Source organism: Ktedonosporobacter rubrisoli (assembly GCF_004208415.1).
Classification (GTDB): Bacteria; Chloroflexota; Ktedonobacteria; order Ktedonobacterales; family Ktedonobacteraceae; genus Ktedonosporobacter; species Ktedonosporobacter rubrisoli.
The window spans coordinates 1,017,818-1,036,959 of sequence record NZ_CP035758.1 but is presented as its reverse complement, the minus strand read 5'-3'; the positions used below and the strand labels follow the sequence as shown (position 1 = coordinate 1,036,959).

General features: G+C 51.6%; 19 protein-coding genes. 10 read left to right on the top strand and 9 right to left on the bottom strand.

The window, feature by feature from the left end; genetic code table 11:
• Positions 1 to 694 precede the first annotated feature (694 nt).
• On the top strand, positions 695 to 1,045 hold the full coding sequence (locus EPA93_RS04760) for a heavy-metal-associated domain-containing protein (RefSeq protein WP_129885945.1): 351 nt from the start codon (positions 695 to 697) through the stop codon (positions 1,043 to 1,045).
• Positions 1,046 to 1,125: 80 nt separating this feature from the next.
• Here EPA93_RS04760 and EPA93_RS04755 read toward each other — a convergent pair whose 3' ends face one another.
• The 4 genes from EPA93_RS04755 to EPA93_RS04740 form a co-directional block, all read right to left on the bottom strand.
• Positions 1,126 to 1,659 carry a DUF1326 domain-containing protein gene (locus EPA93_RS04755; RefSeq protein ID WP_129885944.1) on the bottom strand — a complete coding sequence of 178 codons (534 nt, stop codon included), beginning with the start codon at positions 1,657 to 1,659 and terminating at the stop codon, positions 1,126 to 1,128.
• Positions 1,660 to 1,961: 302 nt separating this feature from the next.
• On the bottom strand, positions 1,962 to 2,981 hold the full coding sequence (locus tag EPA93_RS04750) for a hypothetical protein (protein WP_129885943.1): 1,020 nt from the start codon (positions 2,979 to 2,981) through the stop codon (positions 1,962 to 1,964).
• Positions 2,982 to 3,040: 59 nt separating this feature from the next.
• The gene (locus EPA93_RS04745) at positions 3,041 to 3,634 is read right to left on the bottom strand and encodes a nuclear transport factor 2 family protein (RefSeq protein ID WP_165422876.1); all 594 of its coding nucleotides are present in this window, start codon (positions 3,632 to 3,634) and stop codon (positions 3,041 to 3,043) included.
• Positions 3,635 to 3,689: 55 nt separating this feature from the next.
• Positions 3,690 to 4,406: a PadR family transcriptional regulator gene (locus EPA93_RS04740; protein WP_129885941.1), complete on the bottom strand. Its 717-nt coding sequence runs from the start codon at positions 4,404 to 4,406 to the stop codon at positions 3,690 to 3,692.
• Positions 4,407 to 4,590: 184 nt separating this feature from the next.
• On the opposite strand from EPA93_RS04740, the gene EPA93_RS04735 reads away from it, so the two are divergent.
• From EPA93_RS04735 to EPA93_RS04725, 3 genes are all read left to right on the top strand, one after another.
• Positions 4,591 to 5,247 (top strand): nitroreductase family protein, encoded by a 657-nt coding sequence (locus tag EPA93_RS04735; RefSeq protein WP_129885940.1) that lies wholly within the window; start codon positions 4,591 to 4,593, stop codon positions 5,245 to 5,247.
• Positions 5,248 to 5,475: 228 nt separating this feature from the next.
• On the top strand, positions 5,476 to 6,378 hold the full coding sequence (locus EPA93_RS04730; RefSeq protein WP_129885939.1) for a class I SAM-dependent methyltransferase: 903 nt from the start codon (positions 5,476 to 5,478) through the stop codon (positions 6,376 to 6,378).
• Positions 6,379 to 6,413: 35 nt separating this feature from the next.
• Positions 6,414 to 6,899 (top strand): GNAT family N-acetyltransferase, encoded by a 486-nt coding sequence (locus tag EPA93_RS04725; RefSeq protein WP_129885938.1) that lies wholly within the window; start codon positions 6,414 to 6,416, stop codon positions 6,897 to 6,899.
• 104 nt (positions 6,900 to 7,003) lie between these two features.
• Here the strand turns inward: EPA93_RS04725 and EPA93_RS04720 are convergent, their stop codons facing one another.
• Together EPA93_RS04720 and EPA93_RS04715 are read right to left on the bottom strand one after the other, a co-directional pair.
• On the bottom strand, positions 7,004 to 7,837 hold the full coding sequence (locus tag EPA93_RS04720) for a universal stress protein (RefSeq protein WP_165422875.1): 834 nt from the start codon (positions 7,835 to 7,837) through the stop codon (positions 7,004 to 7,006).
• Positions 7,838 to 8,023: 186 nt separating this feature from the next.
• A complete protein-coding gene (locus EPA93_RS04715; RefSeq protein ID WP_165422874.1) occupies positions 8,024 to 8,914 on the bottom strand; it encodes a class I SAM-dependent methyltransferase in 891 nt (296 codons plus the stop codon).
• Between the two features lie 431 nt (positions 8,915 to 9,345).
• Here EPA93_RS04715 and EPA93_RS04710 point away from each other — a divergent pair, with 431 nt between their 5' ends.
• The 3 genes from EPA93_RS04710 (at position 9,346) to EPA93_RS04700 (ending at position 12,785) form a co-directional block, all read left to right on the top strand.
• On the top strand, positions 9,346 to 10,404 hold the full coding sequence (locus EPA93_RS04710; RefSeq protein WP_129885935.1) for a WD40/YVTN/BNR-like repeat-containing protein: 1,059 nt from the start codon (positions 9,346 to 9,348) through the stop codon (positions 10,402 to 10,404).
• Between the two features lie 619 nt (positions 10,405 to 11,023).
• Entirely contained in the window at positions 11,024 to 11,776 is a 753-nt protein-coding gene (locus EPA93_RS04705) for an ABC transporter permease (RefSeq protein WP_129885934.1), read from the top strand.
• 79 nt (positions 11,777 to 11,855) lie between these two features.
• On the top strand, positions 11,856 to 12,785 hold the full coding sequence (locus EPA93_RS04700; protein ID WP_129885933.1) for a CPBP family intramembrane glutamic endopeptidase: 930 nt from the start codon (positions 11,856 to 11,858) through the stop codon (positions 12,783 to 12,785).
• A gap of 518 nt (positions 12,786 to 13,303) precedes the next feature.
• Here the strand turns inward: EPA93_RS04700 and EPA93_RS04695 are convergent.
• On the bottom strand, positions 13,304 to 13,732 hold the full coding sequence (locus EPA93_RS04695) for a response regulator (RefSeq protein WP_165422873.1): 429 nt from the start codon (positions 13,730 to 13,732) through the stop codon (positions 13,304 to 13,306).
• 271 nt (positions 13,733 to 14,003) lie between these two features.
• Here EPA93_RS04695 and EPA93_RS04690 point away from each other — a divergent pair, with 271 nt between their 5' ends.
• Positions 14,004 to 15,296 carry a hypothetical protein gene (locus EPA93_RS04690; RefSeq protein ID WP_129885931.1) on the top strand — a complete coding sequence of 431 codons (1,293 nt, stop codon included), beginning with the start codon at positions 14,004 to 14,006 and terminating at the stop codon, positions 15,294 to 15,296.
• A gap of 190 nt (positions 15,297 to 15,486) precedes the next feature.
• Here the strand turns inward: EPA93_RS04690 and EPA93_RS04685 are convergent, their stop codons facing one another.
• Positions 15,487 to 16,386: an arginase family protein gene (locus EPA93_RS04685; RefSeq protein WP_129885930.1), complete on the bottom strand. Its 900-nt coding sequence runs from the start codon at positions 16,384 to 16,386 to the stop codon at positions 15,487 to 15,489.
• Between the two features lie 242 nt (positions 16,387 to 16,628).
• Here EPA93_RS04685 and EPA93_RS04680 point away from each other — a divergent pair, with 242 nt between their 5' ends.
• Together EPA93_RS04680 and EPA93_RS04675 are read left to right on the top strand one after the other, a co-directional pair.
• Positions 16,629 to 17,285 carry a CGNR zinc finger domain-containing protein gene (locus EPA93_RS04680; RefSeq protein WP_129885929.1) on the top strand — a complete coding sequence of 219 codons (657 nt, stop codon included), beginning with the start codon at positions 16,629 to 16,631 and terminating at the stop codon, positions 17,283 to 17,285.
• A 244-nt stretch (positions 17,286 to 17,529) separates the two neighbouring features.
• Positions 17,530 to 18,384, top strand: a complete 855-nt coding sequence (locus EPA93_RS04675; protein ID WP_129885928.1) for a patatin-like phospholipase family protein — start codon at positions 17,530 to 17,532, stop codon at positions 18,382 to 18,384.
• 59 nt (positions 18,385 to 18,443) lie between these two features.
• Here EPA93_RS04675 and EPA93_RS04670 read toward each other — a convergent pair whose 3' ends face one another.
• Complete coding sequence (locus EPA93_RS04670) at positions 18,444 to 18,953, bottom strand: tetratricopeptide repeat protein (RefSeq protein WP_129885927.1); 510 nt, start codon at positions 18,951 to 18,953, stop codon at positions 18,444 to 18,446.
• Positions 18,954 to 19,142 lie beyond the last annotated feature (189 nt).

Genomic DNA, 19,142 nt, shown 5'->3' with positions numbered 1-19,142 from the left:
TCCTCAACTAGTCTTATCCGGCTTTACTTAGAAACAGCATAGAATACGATATATCGATAATATTGGTAATAATAATACCGATATATCGTATTGTTGTCAAGCCTTCTGAAAAAACCCGCAGCAGGGCTGGCCTGACAAATCTATCTTTACTCCCTCACCTTGCTCGCCGTTGAGCACAACAACCTGTTAGATGACATAAAATAGCCTTAGAAGCGTGCTTTCCCCCTAATTATCCACAGCGAGCTAGAAAATATACAGTAGAAGCAAAGGCGGCCACAGGTGAAGAAAAGAACTTAACTATCCAGGTTGTAATTAACCTCCTGGATAGAAACAATTCTTTATTGCATGTTTATTCCCTTTGCCAGCCTGAGAGCCTGCATTCAGCCCCTTATATCAAATTCGGTTGAAAAGCGATGACAAGGGTGTCCCCAAATAATCATTATTTCAACTGATTTGATATTACAGGCGAAAAAAGCAGACTAAAAGAGTAGACAAAAAAGAGTTGACAAATATTGGAAACAGGTGGCAGAGTTGATAGTAGTTTCGACTACATATACTCCTCTGTATCCATACCACCTATAAACATTTTTTGCTAGAGTGCTAAACGGAATATATAGGGATTCATCCCAATTGGCAGGCCGAGCAGCGTAGGCTATACTCTTCTGGTGTCGGAGAAGGAGAGAACTCTCCTCTAATGTCCAATGTGCTCCTGACATCCGGGCTCGCCGTCCTATTCCCCGCTAGTTCGGTGAGGATATGCAGTGAGCGCATGCTGACAACAACCAGGGAGCAAACTGTAATGCATGAATATGTAACGCTAACGCTACCAAAAATCGGCTGCCAGGGCTGCATAAAGAAGATTGTATCCGCCTTAGATACCGTTCCTACTGTCGAGGTCGTCGAGACGTCTCTTCCCGCTAAATCTGTCTCGCTGCGCTACGAAAGCAGCAAGACTAGCATAGCACATATTGAGAGCGCTCTACAACCCCTTGGGCACGTGATTGAGCGCTGTGAGGTACAGCAAAAAGAACTTCCTCCCGCTTAGTCTCCTACCACTGTGTACCGCAGCAGGAGAAAAGCCCTTCTGCTTTGATCAAGGCTAATCTCCCGCTGCCTGATCCTCGTTTATGAGGAGGATAGTGCAAAGGTTTCGCGCAAAGCCATGGGGCCCTCATAGTGCCAGGGGAGAGGCTCAAATGGAGCTCCGCGCAATTGCGCAGCCCGTTCTGGTATGAAGGCGACGCGCAGAACCGGCCCGGCCTCAGTGAGGGCATAGTGCATAGGAACGCTATAGACTGCTTTGGGCGTTTTAGAGGATGCACCCAGCTCGGCGGGAAGGCTATCCATACGTTCCTCAAAGAGAGCGAGCGCGGCAATTGCCTGTTCGTGGCTGGCCTTATCGTCAATGAGAATTACTTCCTGCCAGTTTCCCGTTGGCGCCGGCTGAGATAAGCTGAGGAGGAGCAGGTGTGCGACCTCCCGACCGTTAATTTCGCCGCTCTCAATAGCATAGCCACTTACGCGCCAGAGGGGCAGACTAACGCTATCCCCACAATTACAAGGATTACAGTCGCATGGATTACATGTGCATGAGGAACATCCGCGAGCCCCAAATGCAGCACCTTTAACACGATAGCGCTGTTGCAATTCTGTTGCCATAGCTTGCAATTCCCTCCTTAATTTCTTCTCTTCCGTGCTGTACAATGTGTTCTGGCCTTGAAGCTGATGGGCAGAGAGCGAGATAACTTAAATTACCCTCTGTGCCAGGAAGATACGGTAAAACTCAAAGGTAGGGGAAGCACTCAAGTTTTTGCGCTACGGAGACTGGCGGGTAAGCGTAAGAGTTGCCTCTGTACGAGTATGTGAGTAAAGCCCGCGTATGATATATTTGCCTATATTATAACAGAAATATCCCTCGTTTTTGTATTACAGTTTATTCACATAGCAAGATCGCTAAGTTCTCATTCAAGGCTACATTCAAGGCGACCGATTGATAGGCCAAACGGCGTATGTGTGTCCTGATATAAACCGTTGAAAAATACGTACATACGATCCGGCCTTTGCTCGTCGTAGTGGAAGGTTGGGTGCCAGGCACCATTTTTATGCCAGGATGTCCCGTCGTCGGCTTGAAGCAGTTGGAGCGGTTCGCTCCAATCCTGGGGATGCGTTGAGAGCTGCGCGCAGTAAGACCACCACAGACCGTCTTGCGCAGACAGCGAGCTTTCGTGGAAGCTAAACCGCAGAGCGCGGCGCGCGGTGATCATCTCGTAGCGCTTATTGACCTGTAAGACAGCGGCATCAAATATCTCTTGTGCGAAAAAAGGAGCCCGCTTTTCCCACTGGCTGATTCCGTCGCGGCTCTCGGCATAGCCGGTTATGTATTGCCCTGATGGCGCGGCGCAATACCACATTCGCCATTTCCCGTCATGGTAGATCACATATGGTTCTGCCACATTGTTATTTTCCCAGGCCTCAATTCCCTGCAAAACCGGCTCCTCGTGGCGCGTCCAGGCCGTGCCATCCCACTCCACGCAGCCGATAGCGTAGGGACCTTCGAGGCTCCATTGCTTGCAGCTGGCGTAATAGATGCGCTCCTGCCAGCCGCCTTTACCTGCGTTAAGTGCAGGATTCCAGCCGCGCACATAGGCTGGACAATGGTAGCCCGTGGCGTCCCAGGCGCCCTCTGGTGGTGGGGGAAGTAAGGGCAAGGCCTTTGTCGGATCGGTAGGATCGGTCGTAATACGCCAGTTGGTGCTGCTCAGGCACTCACCCGGCGGGAGCGTAGCGCTGCAGAGCTGGACCACGTTAGTATGCTCACTTCTCTCGCGCCCTGAAAAAAACATCCACCATTGCTGATCGCGCCTGGCGATAAAGGCGTCGGCATTTTTTTCTAGATTGCTGATCTGACCAAAGCCTTCGCGCGTACGGCCATCGAACACTTTAATTTTGCTAAGTACCTTGATGTTGGGAGCAGAATTCATAGTTTTGTTTCTTTCTTTCAACTAATGCTGCGCATATCTTATCAGGTCGTCTCTCAGCCTTACCTTTGCTGTAACCAGGCCTCTGCCTCTGCGTAAAGGCTAGCGACTAGCTCGGGCCTGTCATCTCCAGGTAAATCAAGCTCAACGGAACGTCTGAAGGCGTGCCAGTTGTAGTAGCAGAGAAAACGATAAGCCGGACGGTACTGCTCTATCTCTTCCCAGTCGATGGGAAGAGGTACGGAGGGATTAACCGGTGAGACGCTATCTTTTTCATAGATAACGTCAAGACTGGCCAGGCGCCAGATTCCCTCATCGCGGCGTACTCTGCTGAAAAGCCGACACCTTGACGACAGATCGAGCTCATAATTTTCATATGTCAGCCTGATTTCAACGATGGTATCCGTCTCGGCCGTGCCTCGATCTCCATTCACGCACACAATACAAGGGGCAAGCCGATGTTTCGAGAGGCTACGGCCATGAGCATGCTTTGAAGTCTCAACAAAATCAAAGCCGCTGCCACGAAACCAGGCTACCCGAACCGTCGCCGTGGGATGATAAGCGCTGCGCATTCTTTCCCACTGGCCTGTATCGCGCCAATGGCGCTCAGCGTATATGAGCTGCGCGATTTCGAATATTTCGCTCTGTTTCTGCACGATTAGCCTCCATGATAAACATTAAGCGCCATTTCTTGACGGGATAAAAGATCCTTCAACAAGGTTGGGCATCCGCTGGTTTGGCGCTTCCTGCCTGCTCCATTTCGTGCGTACAGAGATCGCGAACCTGCATAGCCCAGGCGGCCTCGGATTCCCAATGCTGAATAAGGTGACGGATGGCCAGGGCTGAGCGCTCCTGAAAGGCCTGGGGAAAAGGTACGCTGGCCAGATCCTGCGCAAGATTCTCGGCCTCTGTGGTGAAGTGGAGGATATGGGCCTGGCAGTAAGTAATGTAGTGGTTGAGCACGTAGAAACGCTTGGCCGGAGGCAGCAGGTCCAGCGAAGAAACCTTAAACAGAAAGGCTTGCTGATAGTTCGCCTGGTATGATGAAGTATCCATCATCAATTGCTGGAAGCGCTGCCGACCAACCTCGGTAATGTGGAAAAGGCGCGAACGCCGCTCCTGGCTCTTCCCGGCAGACTCTGGCTCAACCGCTACCAGGCCGGCTGCTTCCAGACGCGCCAACAGCGGATAAAGCGTTCCATTGCTCAGCTTTGCATGAGGCCCGAGCTTATCGTTGACAACTTTGGCCAGTTGATACCTGTTTAGCGGAACGCGCATAAGCAGCGAAAGGATGATCAGCTCATACATCTGCTTGGCTCTACTTTCTGATTTCTTGGCAAATATAGATCGAATAGTAGGTCGATTAGATGTATTATAGTCGGCAGAGGATTGTCTGTCAAGCGTGATTGAGGCCAGGTGTAGTTGCATCAGATGCGCTCTCCCATTTATACTTGAGGTGGAATGTTCTCCAGGGCAAATGTGCTAGCCTTCTCCCAGATTTTATGGATATTCTTGGTATCCGGGAATTGCAGTTGGTGCATGCCTTTTTCTTTCGAGTAGTTAGATAGTGCTAAAACTAGCTAAAGAAATACTTCACAAGCGAAAGGGAACCATGAAGCTTGATCTCTCTGCTGACGAACTACTGCGTACCACACGAGCTGTGCGTCAGCGCCTTGATCTGTCCCGGCCAGTCGAGCCGGAGGTTATCAAAGCCTGCATAGAACTGGCTCTTCAGGCGCCCAGTGGCTCCAATAATCAGAACTGGCATTTTGTGGTTGTCACTGAAGCTGACAGGCGGCAACAACTTGGTGATCTCTATCGAAAGGGTTTTGCTACGTATTGCCAGTTGGCGCGGACAGGCCAGGCTGTAGCGATGCGCGGGACGGCACCGCGTGAGCGAGAAGCCATTTTGAAGTTTCAGGCCTCGTCCCGCTATCTTCTAGAACATATCCACGAGGTCCCGGTGCTTATTGTACCGTGCATCGAGGATCGCGTAGATGGCGAGGCTGTTGTAGAGCAGGCCAATGCCTGGGGCTCCATCTTGCCGGCGACCTGGAGCTTTATGCTGGCAGCGCGTGAGCGGGGACTGGGAACATGTCTTACCACGCTACACCTCTATCATGAGCGCGAAGCGGCGCAGGTTCTTGGGCTGCCCTATGAACGAATCATGCAAGTAGCCCTCATCCCTCTGGCCTACAGCCGGGGAACGACTTTTCGGCAGGCGCCCCGCCATCCTGTCGAAGGAGTGATACACTGGGAAAATTGGTAATATATTCTTGTCACATTTTCCTGGCCGCCGGGCATCCTATGTATAATCCTGTAGCTGGCGGGAAGTAGCCAGCTGAGCAAACCTGGCGATCCTTGCTTAGCAGCGAGCGAGGGCAAAGACCTCAGGAGAAGAAATAGGGAGGTGAAGATGTTGAATATAGCGCGGCATCTCCTGAGAAATGGTACAATTCCTTTAAACACAGAATCATTTTATAAAAGGAGTTCGCCCGTGACTATATACGATGTCAGTCCTCCGGATACGAACACACTTATTCCTGCAATTAATGCAGCATCTACTCCCTGGGAAAGTCATTTCCTGTTTCGTGGCGAGAGGCATATCTATAATCGAATTGCCTACAATAATCGGGCCGAGCGCGCTGTAGAAATACCCCTGGCCTTTGCCTTTCTGGCCAGCCGACGCCAGCATGTTCCTATTCTTGAAGTAGGGAACGTGCTGCGCCACTACGAAAACGGCTTGAGCGACGCGCTTGAGGTTCGTCACAGGCATATCGTTGATAAGTTTGAGCGTGCGGAAGGCATAGACAACATTGATATTCTTGAGCTAGAGGTACAAGAAAAATATCAGACGATTATCTCAATCTCAACTATGGAGCATATTGGGCAAAACTGCGCTCCTACTGGCCAGTTTGGTGCTAGAAATCTCAAAACCGATCTTGAAGCGCCACTCAAAGCCATCGCCAGAATCTATGATTTACTGGCTCCCGATGGCAAAGCCTTTCTGACAGTTCCCTTTGGTCGCCTCATCGATGGGGGTTGGTATATTCAATTCAGCTTGGACTATCTGGAACTATTAACCAGCAAGTATGGTATTCCACGCGATGCGCTAAGCATAGGCTATTTGAAGCAAGTAGCTTTTGAGCGGCAAGGAAGTAATCCTCGTCAACGCTGGCTTGAAGTTGCTGCCGATGACCTCAAAAATGTATACTATGATACGCTGCGCGGAGGTGCCCGCGCTATTGCAGTGCTAGAGCTTAACAAGCTTCCTCAAGCATTTGGGCTTAATCTGGAGCAGCCCCCTACATCCTTGCCGTATGCAGGTTCACCGCCTATCAAAATCCTGTTCTTTGCCGCCGGGCTGCTACGACGAGGAATACAGCGCCCCGGACGTTAACCCGGCGTGTAAAGAGATAAGGAATTACTTTGCTTATGACTGATGAAGTTCGTGCTATTGAGCCAGAAGCAACCTACGCGTTGCGCCATCGGATTCTTCGCCCCAACCAGCCCCTTGAAGCCTGTGCTTATCCCCTTGATAAAGCCGAGCATAGTTTCCATGCCGGTTATTTTCGTGAGGGAGAATTGCTTGGCGTTGGTTCTATCTTTAGGGAGGCCCAGGATGGATCTACTGAGGGCTATGGCTGGCGCATACGTGGCATGGCTGTCGCCAGGGAGGCGCAGGGAAAAGGTCTCGGAGCCAGGATTCTGCAGGCGCTGATAGAGCATGCTGCTAGTTATGCTCAACCTGGCGAGATCTGGTGTAATGGGCGCGCTGCGGTCGAGGGTTTTTATGCGCGCTTTGGCTTTGTGAGGCAGGGAGACATCTTTGATCTTCCTCCCCTTGGTCCCCATGTCCTTTTGCGGCGACCTTTATCGCGGAAGCACGAAGTGAGCGGGAAACCTGACGAGAGCTTATAGGCTGCGACTAAAAAATGCGGGGGAGAAATTGCTTGCCTTATCCAGAAAGGCGGGCCACGTCGAGTCGCCGGTAATTTAAAACCGGGGCTCGGCGCTTCCTCTCTTTAGCGGGCTCGTACGAGCAACACGGCAGGGCTGCCTGCGTGCTCCACGTCTTGCGCAACTGATCCTGTAATCCAACGCGCTGCCTGTGAGCGTCCATGCGTTGCCATGACCACTAGTTGCTGTTTACCAGCAACCTCGCTGATAACCTGAGCGGGCTCATCGCCTACGACAACCTGGGCTTCGGCAGTCAGGCCTTGCGGCAAGCGTTGGGCAATCTCGCGGAGATAGCTTTCAGCCGCTATGCTCTCATCGGCCGAGGATACAACACGGAGCAAGGTGATATGCTTGACCAGGCTGGGAGCCAGGCCCGCAATGAGCTGCAACTCTTCTTCAGCGCGTGCCGAACCATCCAACGGAACTACAGCTTTTTCCAGATCTGGCAAGGAACCGCTGGCTTTCACGATAAGAATTGGCTTCTGTCCATGGCGCAGCAGGCGTTCGGCAATTGAGCCAAGGGCGAAACGTGAGAGGCCGCTACGGCCATGGCTGCATATGACTACAAGGTCAATTGCGGCCTTTTGCTCGTAATCCAACAGCGAATCGGCCACATTGCCTGAGAGCACTTCAATCTGTACGTGCAGTCCCTCGGCGCTCAAGCGCGTACGCCAACCCTCAAGATAGACTCGCATTTCCCGACCGGTCTCCTCTTCGGCCTGCGCCAAAGTGTCGGCGACGGTGAGGGCTCCGGGTACCCAGGAATAATCATGCAAATCCGGCGTTACGTATACGAGGTGTAGGGTTGCACCACTTGCTGTGGCAATGCGCCGAGCATATGGGAGGGCGCGCTCGGACAACTCCGAGCCATCCAACGGGACGAGCACTTGTTTAAACATATGATGATCTCCTTCTGGCTCAACCATAGATCAGGAAGAGCTTCTTCTACTTTCAATAACAATCCAGTAGCAAAAAGTCTTCCCTTCTGGCTCTCTAAGCGAATAAACGAGCTTATATGGGCCCTCTCTAAGCCGCAGGAGCATGCGTATTCTAGGGTGCCTGGCGCTAAGCAGAGAGATGAGCGCTCAGACCGGTTTCTTGGCGCAAACACGCGAGAAAAAGGCTGCGGCGCAAAATTCGTTATCCTCCATCTCTTCAAGGGCCTGAGCATAAAGTCGCTCAAGCTCTTCCTGGGTGCTTAGATTCTGGGCGATAATAAACGGTTGGAGCAGCTTCATAAAGGTCTTAAAGTTGTCATATATGGCATCGTGGGCGGGCATGCCTGCCGAATAATTGATGATATAGGCCCCCTGCTGCACCTGGTGAAAACCGGCTTCACGCAACAGGCGCGGCTGCACCGCCGAAATACCTACCATCTCTCCAAAGCTGGTAAATGCTTTTCCTGCACAACGACTCGCCTGCGTCAGGAAGAGGCTATAGCGTCCAAGCGCATCACCTGTTGTGGAGCCGAAACTCTCTGGTTCGATATCACAGATCAGCCCGCCTGGACGCAGAACGCGGAAGCATTCACGTAAGAGTGGGCCCCACTGGGAGGTCGATAAAATACCAACTATAAAGCGCGCATTAACATAGTCAAAATAAGCATCTGGGAAGGCCAGCGGCTGACGAGCATCCATCACCTGGAAGTTTGTGTTTGAGATATCTTCGCTGCTGGCCATATAGCGTGCGTAAGTGATCATTAAATCGCTTATATCGATGCCGAAGACCTGGCTTTGCGGCAAGTGCTTAGCTACAGAGTGAGCCCACTCGCCGGGTCCGCAGCCGATATCTAGAATGCGGGGCGCTTCTGGTAGTGCGATATCGCAAGGAAATAGCGCAAAATGCTGGCTTAGCATGCGGGCCTGCCTGGTCAGGCGAGCCATCTCTGCGGCATTCTCGGCATCCACAACGTAGCTGGATTTGCTTTGGGGCTGATCGTTCCTTGCAGCCTGGGAATCATGCAAGGGCTTCTCCATCCAATTTTCCATCCTTTTCTGTTATCCTGTAATAGTTGATGAGCTGGAAACTCCTTTTTACGCATACACTTATATAGTACTCTATTCTTCTTCTTCTGGGCAAGCTATAGTGCTATATAGCTCTACTGCTAGACAATTGCTTACTTGTACCGCTGTACACTAAGTACGAGAGATAACTTGCCGGAATGCTATCTTCTTTACATGAGAAGTAATATATGGTATTCATTGATAGATGATCATAAGCGTACAGAGAGGAAAGCAGGGTGATATATTTAAAATGAGAAATAGAGGGGCAAGCTTAAGCAGACATTTGCTCAAGCTAAGCTGGCATATAGACCTCAGGACGTATAAAGCTAAAGATAGGGATGATCTTTGCCGTGCCTCACTTGCTTTGAAGCTTGTTGAACTTAATTCGTTAAAGGAGAAAAATTTTGCTGATATATCTTGCTATGGAAAGAGTGTTGCTGATTGCGCGGCAGCAGCGGGAAGGTTGGCAGACTGAAGAGCATTTTGCCGGCCTGGAACCTACCTGCCTGGCCCTTGATCCGCTGCGGCCAGAACGGGTTTTCTGTGGTACCTTTGATCGGGGGCTATGGCGTAGCAACGATGCAGGCCATACCTGGGAAAGAATTGGCGAGAGCCGACCAGGGAAGGAAGACGGAATTAGCTATGCCCAAATTATGGCGGTAACCGTAAGTTCCAATGAGCGCGTAGGAGAGCATAGCGTGGTGTATGCTGGCACAGAGCCGACAGCTATCTTTCGTTCGGAGGATGGCGGCGCTTCCTGGCTGGAACTCAAGGAGTTGCGCGGGCTGCCCTCTGCTCCATCCTGGAGCTTTCCGCCTCGTCCCACTACTAACCATGCGCGCTGGATTACGCCTGATCCGCACATTGCGGGCCGCATTTTTGTCGCAGTTGAGGCCGGGGCTGTACTCAGGAGCCAGGATGGCGGAAAACATTGGGAAGATCGCAAGCCTGATGGCCCACTGGATACGCATACCCTCCTTATGCATTCTCAAGCGCCTGATCGGCTCTACTCAGCAGCCGGAGATGGTTTTATTAAAGCGGGCAGAGGTTATAGCGAGAGCTATGATGGCGGCGTAACCTGGCAGCGTTTCCATCAAGGGCTGCAGCACCACTATCTCTGGGGCCTGGCCGTCGATCCTGCCGATCCAGATACGATTATCATTTCAGGAGCTACCACGCCCGCACATGCCCATGCCACTAAGGTCAGCGCTAACTCGGCCGTCTATCGCAAGACATCCGGCCAGCCCTGGCGCCAGGTGACCCATGGGCTGCCTGAAGCAGAAGGGACGATTGCTCCCACCCTGGCCTGCAATGAGAGTGAGCCCGGCGTCTTTTATGCTTTGAGCAACAAGGGCCTCTATCGTTCCTGCGATGCCGGTGAACATTGGGAACATCTTGCGCTGGCCTGGAAGCCTGAGTATGAGGGTCAACACCCGCAAGCCCTGCTCATTAGTAACATATAGCCTACTGGCGAAGGCCTGAGCTAGCAAATTTGTTGCTTCTGATCCCTCAAGCTGCTAACGAAAGCTGACTATGAGGGATTAGATACCTGGGTCTGAAGGCTACGCACCCCACCTCTCGAATAATTGAGAAGCCCACAGTAAGGAAAATTTCTACCTTAATAGAAGCTGGCCAGCCTCAGAGCGCAACGTGCTTGCTGCTTCACATTCGTCAATTCCAGAGTAATTTATGCCATAGGATCATGTCGGCTGCAATTAGCATCACCTCTTGAGAGTGCATATGACCTATGACCCCTCTCTCTTGACAGTCCCACCTTTTTCCCGTAATATTTTTCCGTATCAGTGTTTTAATACATCACTACGCTTAGATAAAAAAGCTTATCTGAATACAGATTAATATACGTAGCAACGTTACTTTTTATGGAAAATTAATGAGCAGCTCAGGCATACCCTGGAATACGACCTGCGGGTTACTGGATGTGCTCGGGATTGAGCCGTTAGGGAAGGCGCCCAGGTGTTGGCGGCGATTCTCGCAGCACGTCCCTATGCGCAGCATGATCACGAGATAGTGGCCGTGCCGCTAGAAGAGTTGCTGCGGGCCGCTCTTAAAGGGAGATAGAGCATGATCACCAAAGAAGTGCTGCAAGCGCGCTGGAAGGTTCTCACCTTTGCGCTCCTGGCCCTGGCGTCCTCAGTTGACAATATTATCAGGTTTTGCTATACCAAATATCTGCAAGCATGCGGTGACCCCTCTTATCCTCTATTCCAGGAACTCACGCATGACTCATTCATGAAGAACTATTCGGCATTTACCTGGCATCACTGGTTCGCTACCGATGGGCCACTTATCATGGTCCTGTTCGCGGCTGTTTTAGGAGGCGGGCTGATTGCTGAAGAGGCAAGAACAGGTCCGATCTTTCCCTTGCCTAGTAAACCCGTCAGGCGGACGCGCCTATTCCTGGTCAGGTATGCTGTGAGTGCAGGACTGCTGCTGGCCGTGAGCGTGCTGAGCAGCCTGGTCCTTGCCCTTGCTGGCCTGACCCTGAGACAGCCACTGGAGGTGCAGGCACTGCTCATCGCAACGGGGCTGCTCTGGCTTGTGGCGTTGGTTCCTTTGGGGCTGGCCCTCTTCTTTTCCATCCTCTTTTCCGACACGCTTCGTCCGGTGGTTTTCTCCTTGCTTGTGATGGCCGGACTGGTGCTCTTGCCAATCGTTCTGCCCAATGGAGGACTGCAGGGTCTGGAACGCTATTGGAATGAGCAGCAGGCCTTTCTCATGGGCAGTTTTCCACTCATGGCGTCGCTCATCTGCCTCGTTGCTGTGCTGGTGCCGCTGCTGGCGGCCCTGCTCGTGTTTCGGAGGAAGGCCTATTGAACGAACCATCGAGACCGTAGTGGCGCTGGTTCAGCAATGATGAAATAGTGCTGCTACGTTCAAGAATAAGGAGGTTCTTATGCATGTCTCGTCACCTTATCATACTGCCGAATCGTCAAGGAGTGGATTTCGCGGCTTTATGCAGCGTCACGCGTTACTCTCTTACTTCGTAATGGCCTATAGCTTTAGTTGGATCGCCTGGCTGCCCTATGTCCTTTCGCAAGATGGGCTGGGCCTTTGGTCTTTTCAGCCTGATCAGCTTGTTACTTTACTCGCTATGCTTCCTGGAGCGTTTCTGGGGCCGTGCCTGTCGGGGTTTGTGATGACTGCGGTCACCGAAGGCAAGCCCGGCGTGAGGCGTTTGCTGCACCGCTTGCTTCTTCGCGATATAGGTTGGCAATGGTATCTGGTCGTGATCTTCGGTATCCCGCTAGTCATTACTGCTGTATACTTCCTATTGCCAGGGGGAGTAACGGCTTTTCATCCCGATCTTCTTCAAATCATCTGGCTGTTCATGTTCCTCTTTTTCGTCGAAATCTTCATAGGTGGGCTGGCCGAGGAGCCAGGTTGGCGCGGCTTTGCCTTGCCGCGCTTGCAACGGAAGTTGAGCCCTTTGCTGGCAAGCGTTATTCTCGGCATTCTATGGCAATGCTGGCGCCTGCCATTGTATCTCACAAGCTGGGGAAATGGAGCAGACTTCCTCATGATTGGAGTAGCTACATTTGAAAGCATTTTCTTTACTATTATCATCACCTGGGTCTTCAACTATACACGAGAGAGCGTCTTCATAGTTATGCTGTTGCATGCGAGCTTTGATGCTTTTCGCGTGATAGCGCTGACGAGCATCTTCTCTGCCCAATGGATACAGCAGAATGCAGAGACGGGAGTGCTCGTTGGGGTTGGCATGACCGCGCTGGTGTTGGCCGTGGCCACGCGCAGTCGTCTGGGATACCAACCGGAAAACTTGTCAGCACGCGCGACCTCTAAGATTAATGGTGGCTCGGCTTGACTAGTTCTGCCTGAACAGAAACTGGCTAGCCTCAAAGCCCAGCATGTTTGCTGCATTTAGTTCATCAAAAATACAAATCATGCCAAAGTTCATTTCATGTCATGATTTGTATTTTTATGTAAAATATTTCTATCGCGCTCTTGACAGCTTCCTCCTTTTTCTATATTATCTTGACGGCCCTCCACCCTACCCGCGCCTGAAAGTACCTCCCATGCCATCTTTTGAGTTGACTGAGAGCCAGGAATGGAGCTATGCCCTGGCCTGTTTGCACAGACGGGGATGGCAGCATTCCCCTTCGGTTGACATAGTGATTGGCGCAACTTTGCGCGGGGTCTATAAGGCGGTCCCAGAGAAAATCTGGATCAGCGCTGATGATGAGCATGGGCTTGATGGTCGAACGGAAGTGGATTTGCGGGGATGTGATCTAGCCACGCGTAAGGAAATTCTTTTTGCTACGAAGGGAGGGGCATCTCATGCCTTGAATGAAGCAAGAGCTCAGTGGAGATACCCCTTTAGAGCTAGATCTTTTTCTCCTCGGACTCAACCAGCTGATCAATTTTCTCTAACAGAAGATCAAGTTCGAATGGTTTTTGCAGATACGTCAAGCGATCAGTAGCGAGTAGACGCGTAGGAAAACAGGCGCTCATCATAATAGCCGGAGGAGGCGCTTGCTGGTTATTCATAACTTCAGTATATACATTTATTCCAGTCATATCAGGCAAGCGATAGTCAAGCAGAAGTAAATGGGGATGAACAGAGGAAACAGCAGATAAGGCCTGTTCCCCCGTAGTCACATGGACTGGACGATAACATGTCTCTTGCCTTAACATCTCTACCAGCATGCTTCCGATGGCAACATCATCCTCGACAATCATAATGGTCTTTCCATCCCCCATGGGCTGCTCTGGAGGACTAATACTCTGTCCCGTGCGAAACTGTGTTTCCATAACAACTCCTCTCATTTTCGTTGCCTAACGAAGTAGATAGTAGTAATACGTATTGGTGAGCTAAAGAGATGTAGCAGAACAGCCAAAGACCGCAGATTGGCCGAGCCGTATCTATGACCTCGTTTTCAAACGTTATACTTTTGTGCTACACTGATAGCAGTAACTTCAAAGACCAGGCAGGTACCTTAAACAACAATCTCTCTTTGGGGCTGCACCTGGATGAGTAGCAAGTGGAGGCTCGCAAGAAGAGAGGCGCAGGTAGAAGTTTCGTATGAAAGGGCAGGTAATGGGTAAGGAACAACAGGAGCTTGAGCAGTTACAATTGATCCCGGATAAAGTTACTACCGATTTCGATGTGGGGGATTCCGAAATCTCCTCTCTGCTCTATCAGACATTGGCAGAGAGAACTTCCGGGATGGATGAAGATCAGAAGGCGCAATACCTGGCAGACCTCTTCGAAGATAGCCCTATCGAAGCCGTTGAGATTGAGCATGCACTCTTTGAGCGCATCACAACCGAGCAGAATTCGCACTTTACGATTACTAGCTATCATCCGGATCGAGCAGTTCGCGAAGCTTCCCTGGCGCGCAAGAATCAATGGAAATCTACAGATGGCGGTGAGCTCTCCTATGTCGCGTCCAACGAACTTGAAGTATATCTGGCGAAGGTGGGCAGGCCGTTAGAGATTAGTGAGGCCCTCAAAGAAATTCGCAAACTCAATGAGAGTACCGTGCTTACCGCGCGCATTATCCTTGGGCTCTGGAATACGCGCCGCTATAACAAACAGGTCTCTAAAGAAGGCAGCGTGGCTATCCTGCTAGACGAGATCTTACAGTGGCAGGGTATTCAAAAGCACAGTCGGGTTGCCCATCCCGGTACTGGTACGAACAAGCGCTACACTGATGGCTATCGACCTGAGCATCGCCAGCGGGTAATTCAAGACCTGGCCCTGCTGGCGGCCTGTCATGTGCGGGGCACCTGCAAGATTACTATTCGCGGCAAGGCAACCTCGATTGAGGTCGACGGTCCTTATATCCGTTATGATACGGTGAGTCGTACCACAAGTTGGGGCGATAAAGTCATTCTCGGTTTTCTAGTTGCTCCCGGCGGCTGGATTGGCACCTATGAGCAGCATCAGAATTACCACCTGGCCCAGATTGACAATCAGATCTTCACGCTCAATCCCCAAAATGACCGTTATGCGCTGCGCCTTGCGCTCTATCTGACCGAGCGCTGGCGCGAACAGGCCAAAGATGGCAACTTCAGCACGCCTATTATTATGTCAGATCTACTGGCCGCTAGCATGATTGAGGCCGAGAAGCGTCACCTTACCAGCGAGATTGTGCCGCGCATCGAGTCTGCTCTGGAACGCCTGGAAAGTATGGGGATCATTGGCAAACAAATCTGTCTCACACCTGTCGATAAGGCGCAATCGCGCTGGAGCAAAGATTGGCTGGCGGCCCGCTGGGAGATTCTCCCTCCCCTCGATTTAATCAAGGCCTACGAAGCTGTGATGTCGCCACCCAAAAAGCGGCGACGTAAAGCGCGGGTTATCAAAGGTTAGCCCGTTCCAGCTGCTTTATAGCAACCCTCAAAGCAGATAGTTAATCAGCTAGCTATCTGCTTTTTGCTGTGCCTGAATGTGCTCAAGTCTTTTTGCGGAGCTTCCGGACTGAAGAAACGCTGCTCCAGGGGCACTTCTTAGAAAGTGCCAGTGGGGAGCGCTAGAAATAGCCAGGCACCTCGCTCTAGTTTTAGGGCTTCGCGACGTTATTTTTTGTGCCAAGCGCACCGACCAGGAGATCAACAATTGTGGAGGCATAACTTAGCTCAAGGTCGCGGAGCGCCGCATATTCTGCTACTTCAATCAGGGCGATGCGCGGGTCAGACAGCAGAACGTTTAGTAGGGTCCGGGCTTCTGCCAGGTTCAGCCCTGCTTCGTCTGTGGCATAGGCTGCGGGCATAGCGTGCTTGCTTATCACATCAATATCAAAGTGTAGCAGGATTGTTGCCTCATCTGCGATCCCTTGAAGCGCTTGCTGGGCTATCTCGCGTGCTCCGGTTTCTCGTAGTCGAGACAGAGAATAAGAGCCAGCTTCTTCCCAGGTAGAGCCCAAAGCGTCGTGCCAGCCGATAACGGTGATCTGGGAAGGATCGAGCAGCGGTCCGGGCCAGAAGGGAGATTGCTGCGTGATCAGCCAGAGTCCCATAGCCGCCGCGCTTACACATTCATGAGCTTGCGGGGCAACGCCGTCAATATGGCCATCGATGTAGAGCACATGGATGGGGCGCCAGTTAAGCTCGCTGAGAGCCTGGACACCTCCTACGACCATGCTACAATCGCAGCCAAGGAGTAGGGGAATATGGCCGGGCTGCTGTAGAAATGGCCTGATATGCTCACTCACATAGTCCCAGGCGATACGAGGTCCGGGCCAGTTTTTGATAGGAGCGATGTTGTGATGGGGAAGATAACTTGGGAGCTGTAAATCTCCTTCATCCCTGACCTGGCAGCCGGCCACCTCCAGGCGCTGCAGAATCTGGACCTCGCGATAGGCTTGAGCATCATTTTCGTTCCCTGGAAAAAAAGAGCCAGTGCGTAGCGGTACACCAAAGATATGATAGATCCTCTCTTGAGAAGAAATAGCCCCTGACATCTGATCGGTACCCTCCCTTATAAAGTAGCGCTTGACAGCATTGCCCTAATACCCTAAAATCGTTTTGCCTATTTAAAGTTTAACTTCAGCTAGCTAATAAGTCAATAGCTTTTTGAGCATTAAGGTGAATTGAAGCTGCGCTTGCTTGCAGCCTATAGCCGACGATCTTTCTCCCTAAGCCTGGACAAAACTGTGTGCTCTGGAAGCATAATATAGGGAAAGACACAGAAGGGGGTACTAGCGTGGTCCAGTATTCGGACATCCATGCTTTCGAAATGAAGAGAGGCCAGCTTTGTCTCGATTTTATGAACACCGTGGGCTGGCGCCCTAGTTCCCACGCGGAGGAACGCCTTACCTGTTATGCTGATCTACTGCACCTGGGTAAGCAAGCGGCTATTTTTACTGATGAGCAGCAAAGCAAGCTGCTCAGCCAGGCGCAGCAGCAGCCCGAAACAAGCGGGCACCTCTATCAACGCGCCCTGCAATTGCGAGAAGCGCTTTACCGCCTCTTTCTGAGTGTAATCAAGGGTGAGGAGAGAGATAGCGCGGATCTTGCGCTGCTAAATCGGGAGTATGCGACTATGCAAGCTCAGCTCAGGGTAATTGCTACAGAAAGGGGATTTGCCCTCAGGTGGCCTGAAGAGGGGCATGCTCTGGAGTCGGTGTTCTGGCATATCGCAAAATCTGCAGTTGATATATTTACTTCAGATATTCTGGAGAGTGTGCGCCTTTGTGCAGCTCCCGACTGCGGCTGGCTGTTCTTTGATCAAAGCAAGAATCGCAGCCGAAAATGGTGTGATAGCCAGGTTTGTGGCAACCGTGAGAGGGTACGTAAATATTATCGACAGAGCCGTAGCCTGCAAGTTTCAGCTTCCACAGAGCTATCCAATTTGGCCTAATGCAAGCTGCTAAGAGAGTTATTTATAGTCAGATTGCGATGTATCGTGTTGTCAACGGCAAGATTGTGTAACTAGAAGTCCTGACCGATGATCTGGGCTTGCTCAAGCAGTTGGGAGCTTTGCCGGCTTAAGCCAATTTGTGCTCAAGATATAAAATAGGTAGTGATGCAGGGAGGAGCATGCAAGGGAAAATAGCTGATCATTAGTGGCTCCTAGCTCTATGGTGATAAGGAGATGTAAGGATATGACGACACGCACTTTGGCGGCTGGTGGTGGTGGCGTGGCAGGCATTGCCTGGGAGATGGGATTGCTGGTGGGACTGGCAGAAGCTGGGATCGATGTACGACTTGCTGACCTGTTTCTGGGTACGTCGGCAGGCTCGGCCGTGACAGCCCAGATTACAAGTGGTCGCACAATGGAAGAACTCTTCCAGCGGCAGGTTGATCCCGTGTTGCAGGCGAAGGAATTGCCTGCCAACGCAGATTTTCAGCAGCTGATAGCCGATTTCACACGCATCTTTAAGGAAGGGGGCAGCAGTAATGCAATCCTGCAAAAGGTTGGTGCCCTGGCGCTCTCCACTCCTACAGTGGCGGAGGCTGAGCGCCGAGACGTGATTGTCTCGCGACTCCCGGTACATCATTGGCCGCAAGCTCGGCTGGAAATAGTAGCGACCGATGCAGAAAGTGGCGAGCGGATAGTTTTCACGCGTGAAAGTGGTGTAGAACTGATTGATGCCGTGGCGGCAAGTTGTGCGGTGCCTTGCGTCTGGCCGCCGGTGACTATTGGGAAACATCGCTATATCGATGGTGGGTGCTACTCGATGGCGAATGTAGACCTGGCCACCGGATTCGACAAGGTACTGGTGCTCCAACCTGATATTCCGCCAATTCCAGTGCTGGAAAGTCTTGACGAGCAAATAGAACGCCTGCGACTTGGCGGTACGCAGGTCGAAGTACTTACTCCTGATGAAGCAGTGAAGCTAGCGCTGGCCAAAGCCGGTGGCAATGCGCTAGATCCCTCTCTGCGCGGAATCGCTGCCAGGGGAGGACGAGAGCAAGCGCGGCGCGAGCTAGCCCGTGTAGCGGCATTCTGGGGATAAGCAGTTCACTGCTCTCGGTTTCATAGGAGGTCGAGAAAGGTCAAAGACGACCTTTCTCCTCAGTCCCAGGTTTCATCAAGGTGCGCCGCATAGAAGAGCAGGCCGCGCTTAAAGTACTGGAGTTTCTCGTCTGTGGTGGTCTCCAGCAGATTGGTCAACACAAGTTCCATAGCTTCCCTGTGCTGGCCCGTATTGTACAGGGCCATGGCCAGAAAGGTCTGCAGAGCCCGGTTTTGGGGAAATTCCTTGACGCCTCGCCGGAGTGTTTCCACAGCTTTCTGATACTCTCCCAGTCCACGGTATGTACTTCCCAGGCCAAGATAAGCCCTTTCCAGGTCCGGGCCAGAGAGTCCCTGCTCAAAGGCTTTCAGGTAGAAAGGAATTGATTCTCTTTCGAGTCCCAGATTATCATGAACGACTGCCATCTGAAAGGTGATCTCGGCATCGTCTGGATAGGTTGCGTGTAGCTCTAAGAGCAGTGCGCGCGCTTTTCCCAGAATGGTTTGATCTTGTTTGGCTCGTCCCTCTTCGCGTAGTTGAATGGCTTCTGCTAAGCGGTCTCGCAACATGCTTTGTGGCCCTGATCCTTTTTATAGTTTGCTGACGCTTGCCGATTCTAACATTGCCTGATTTTTTTTGCAACAGCGCGCTTTTTGCCGAACTTTCCATTTCTGGTTGTTGTGCCCTCTTTACAATCCCTTTTCAGGAGCAGTGGAAAGCCCTGCTGCAGACCCAGGGCTATTTAATTTTCCTGTTTT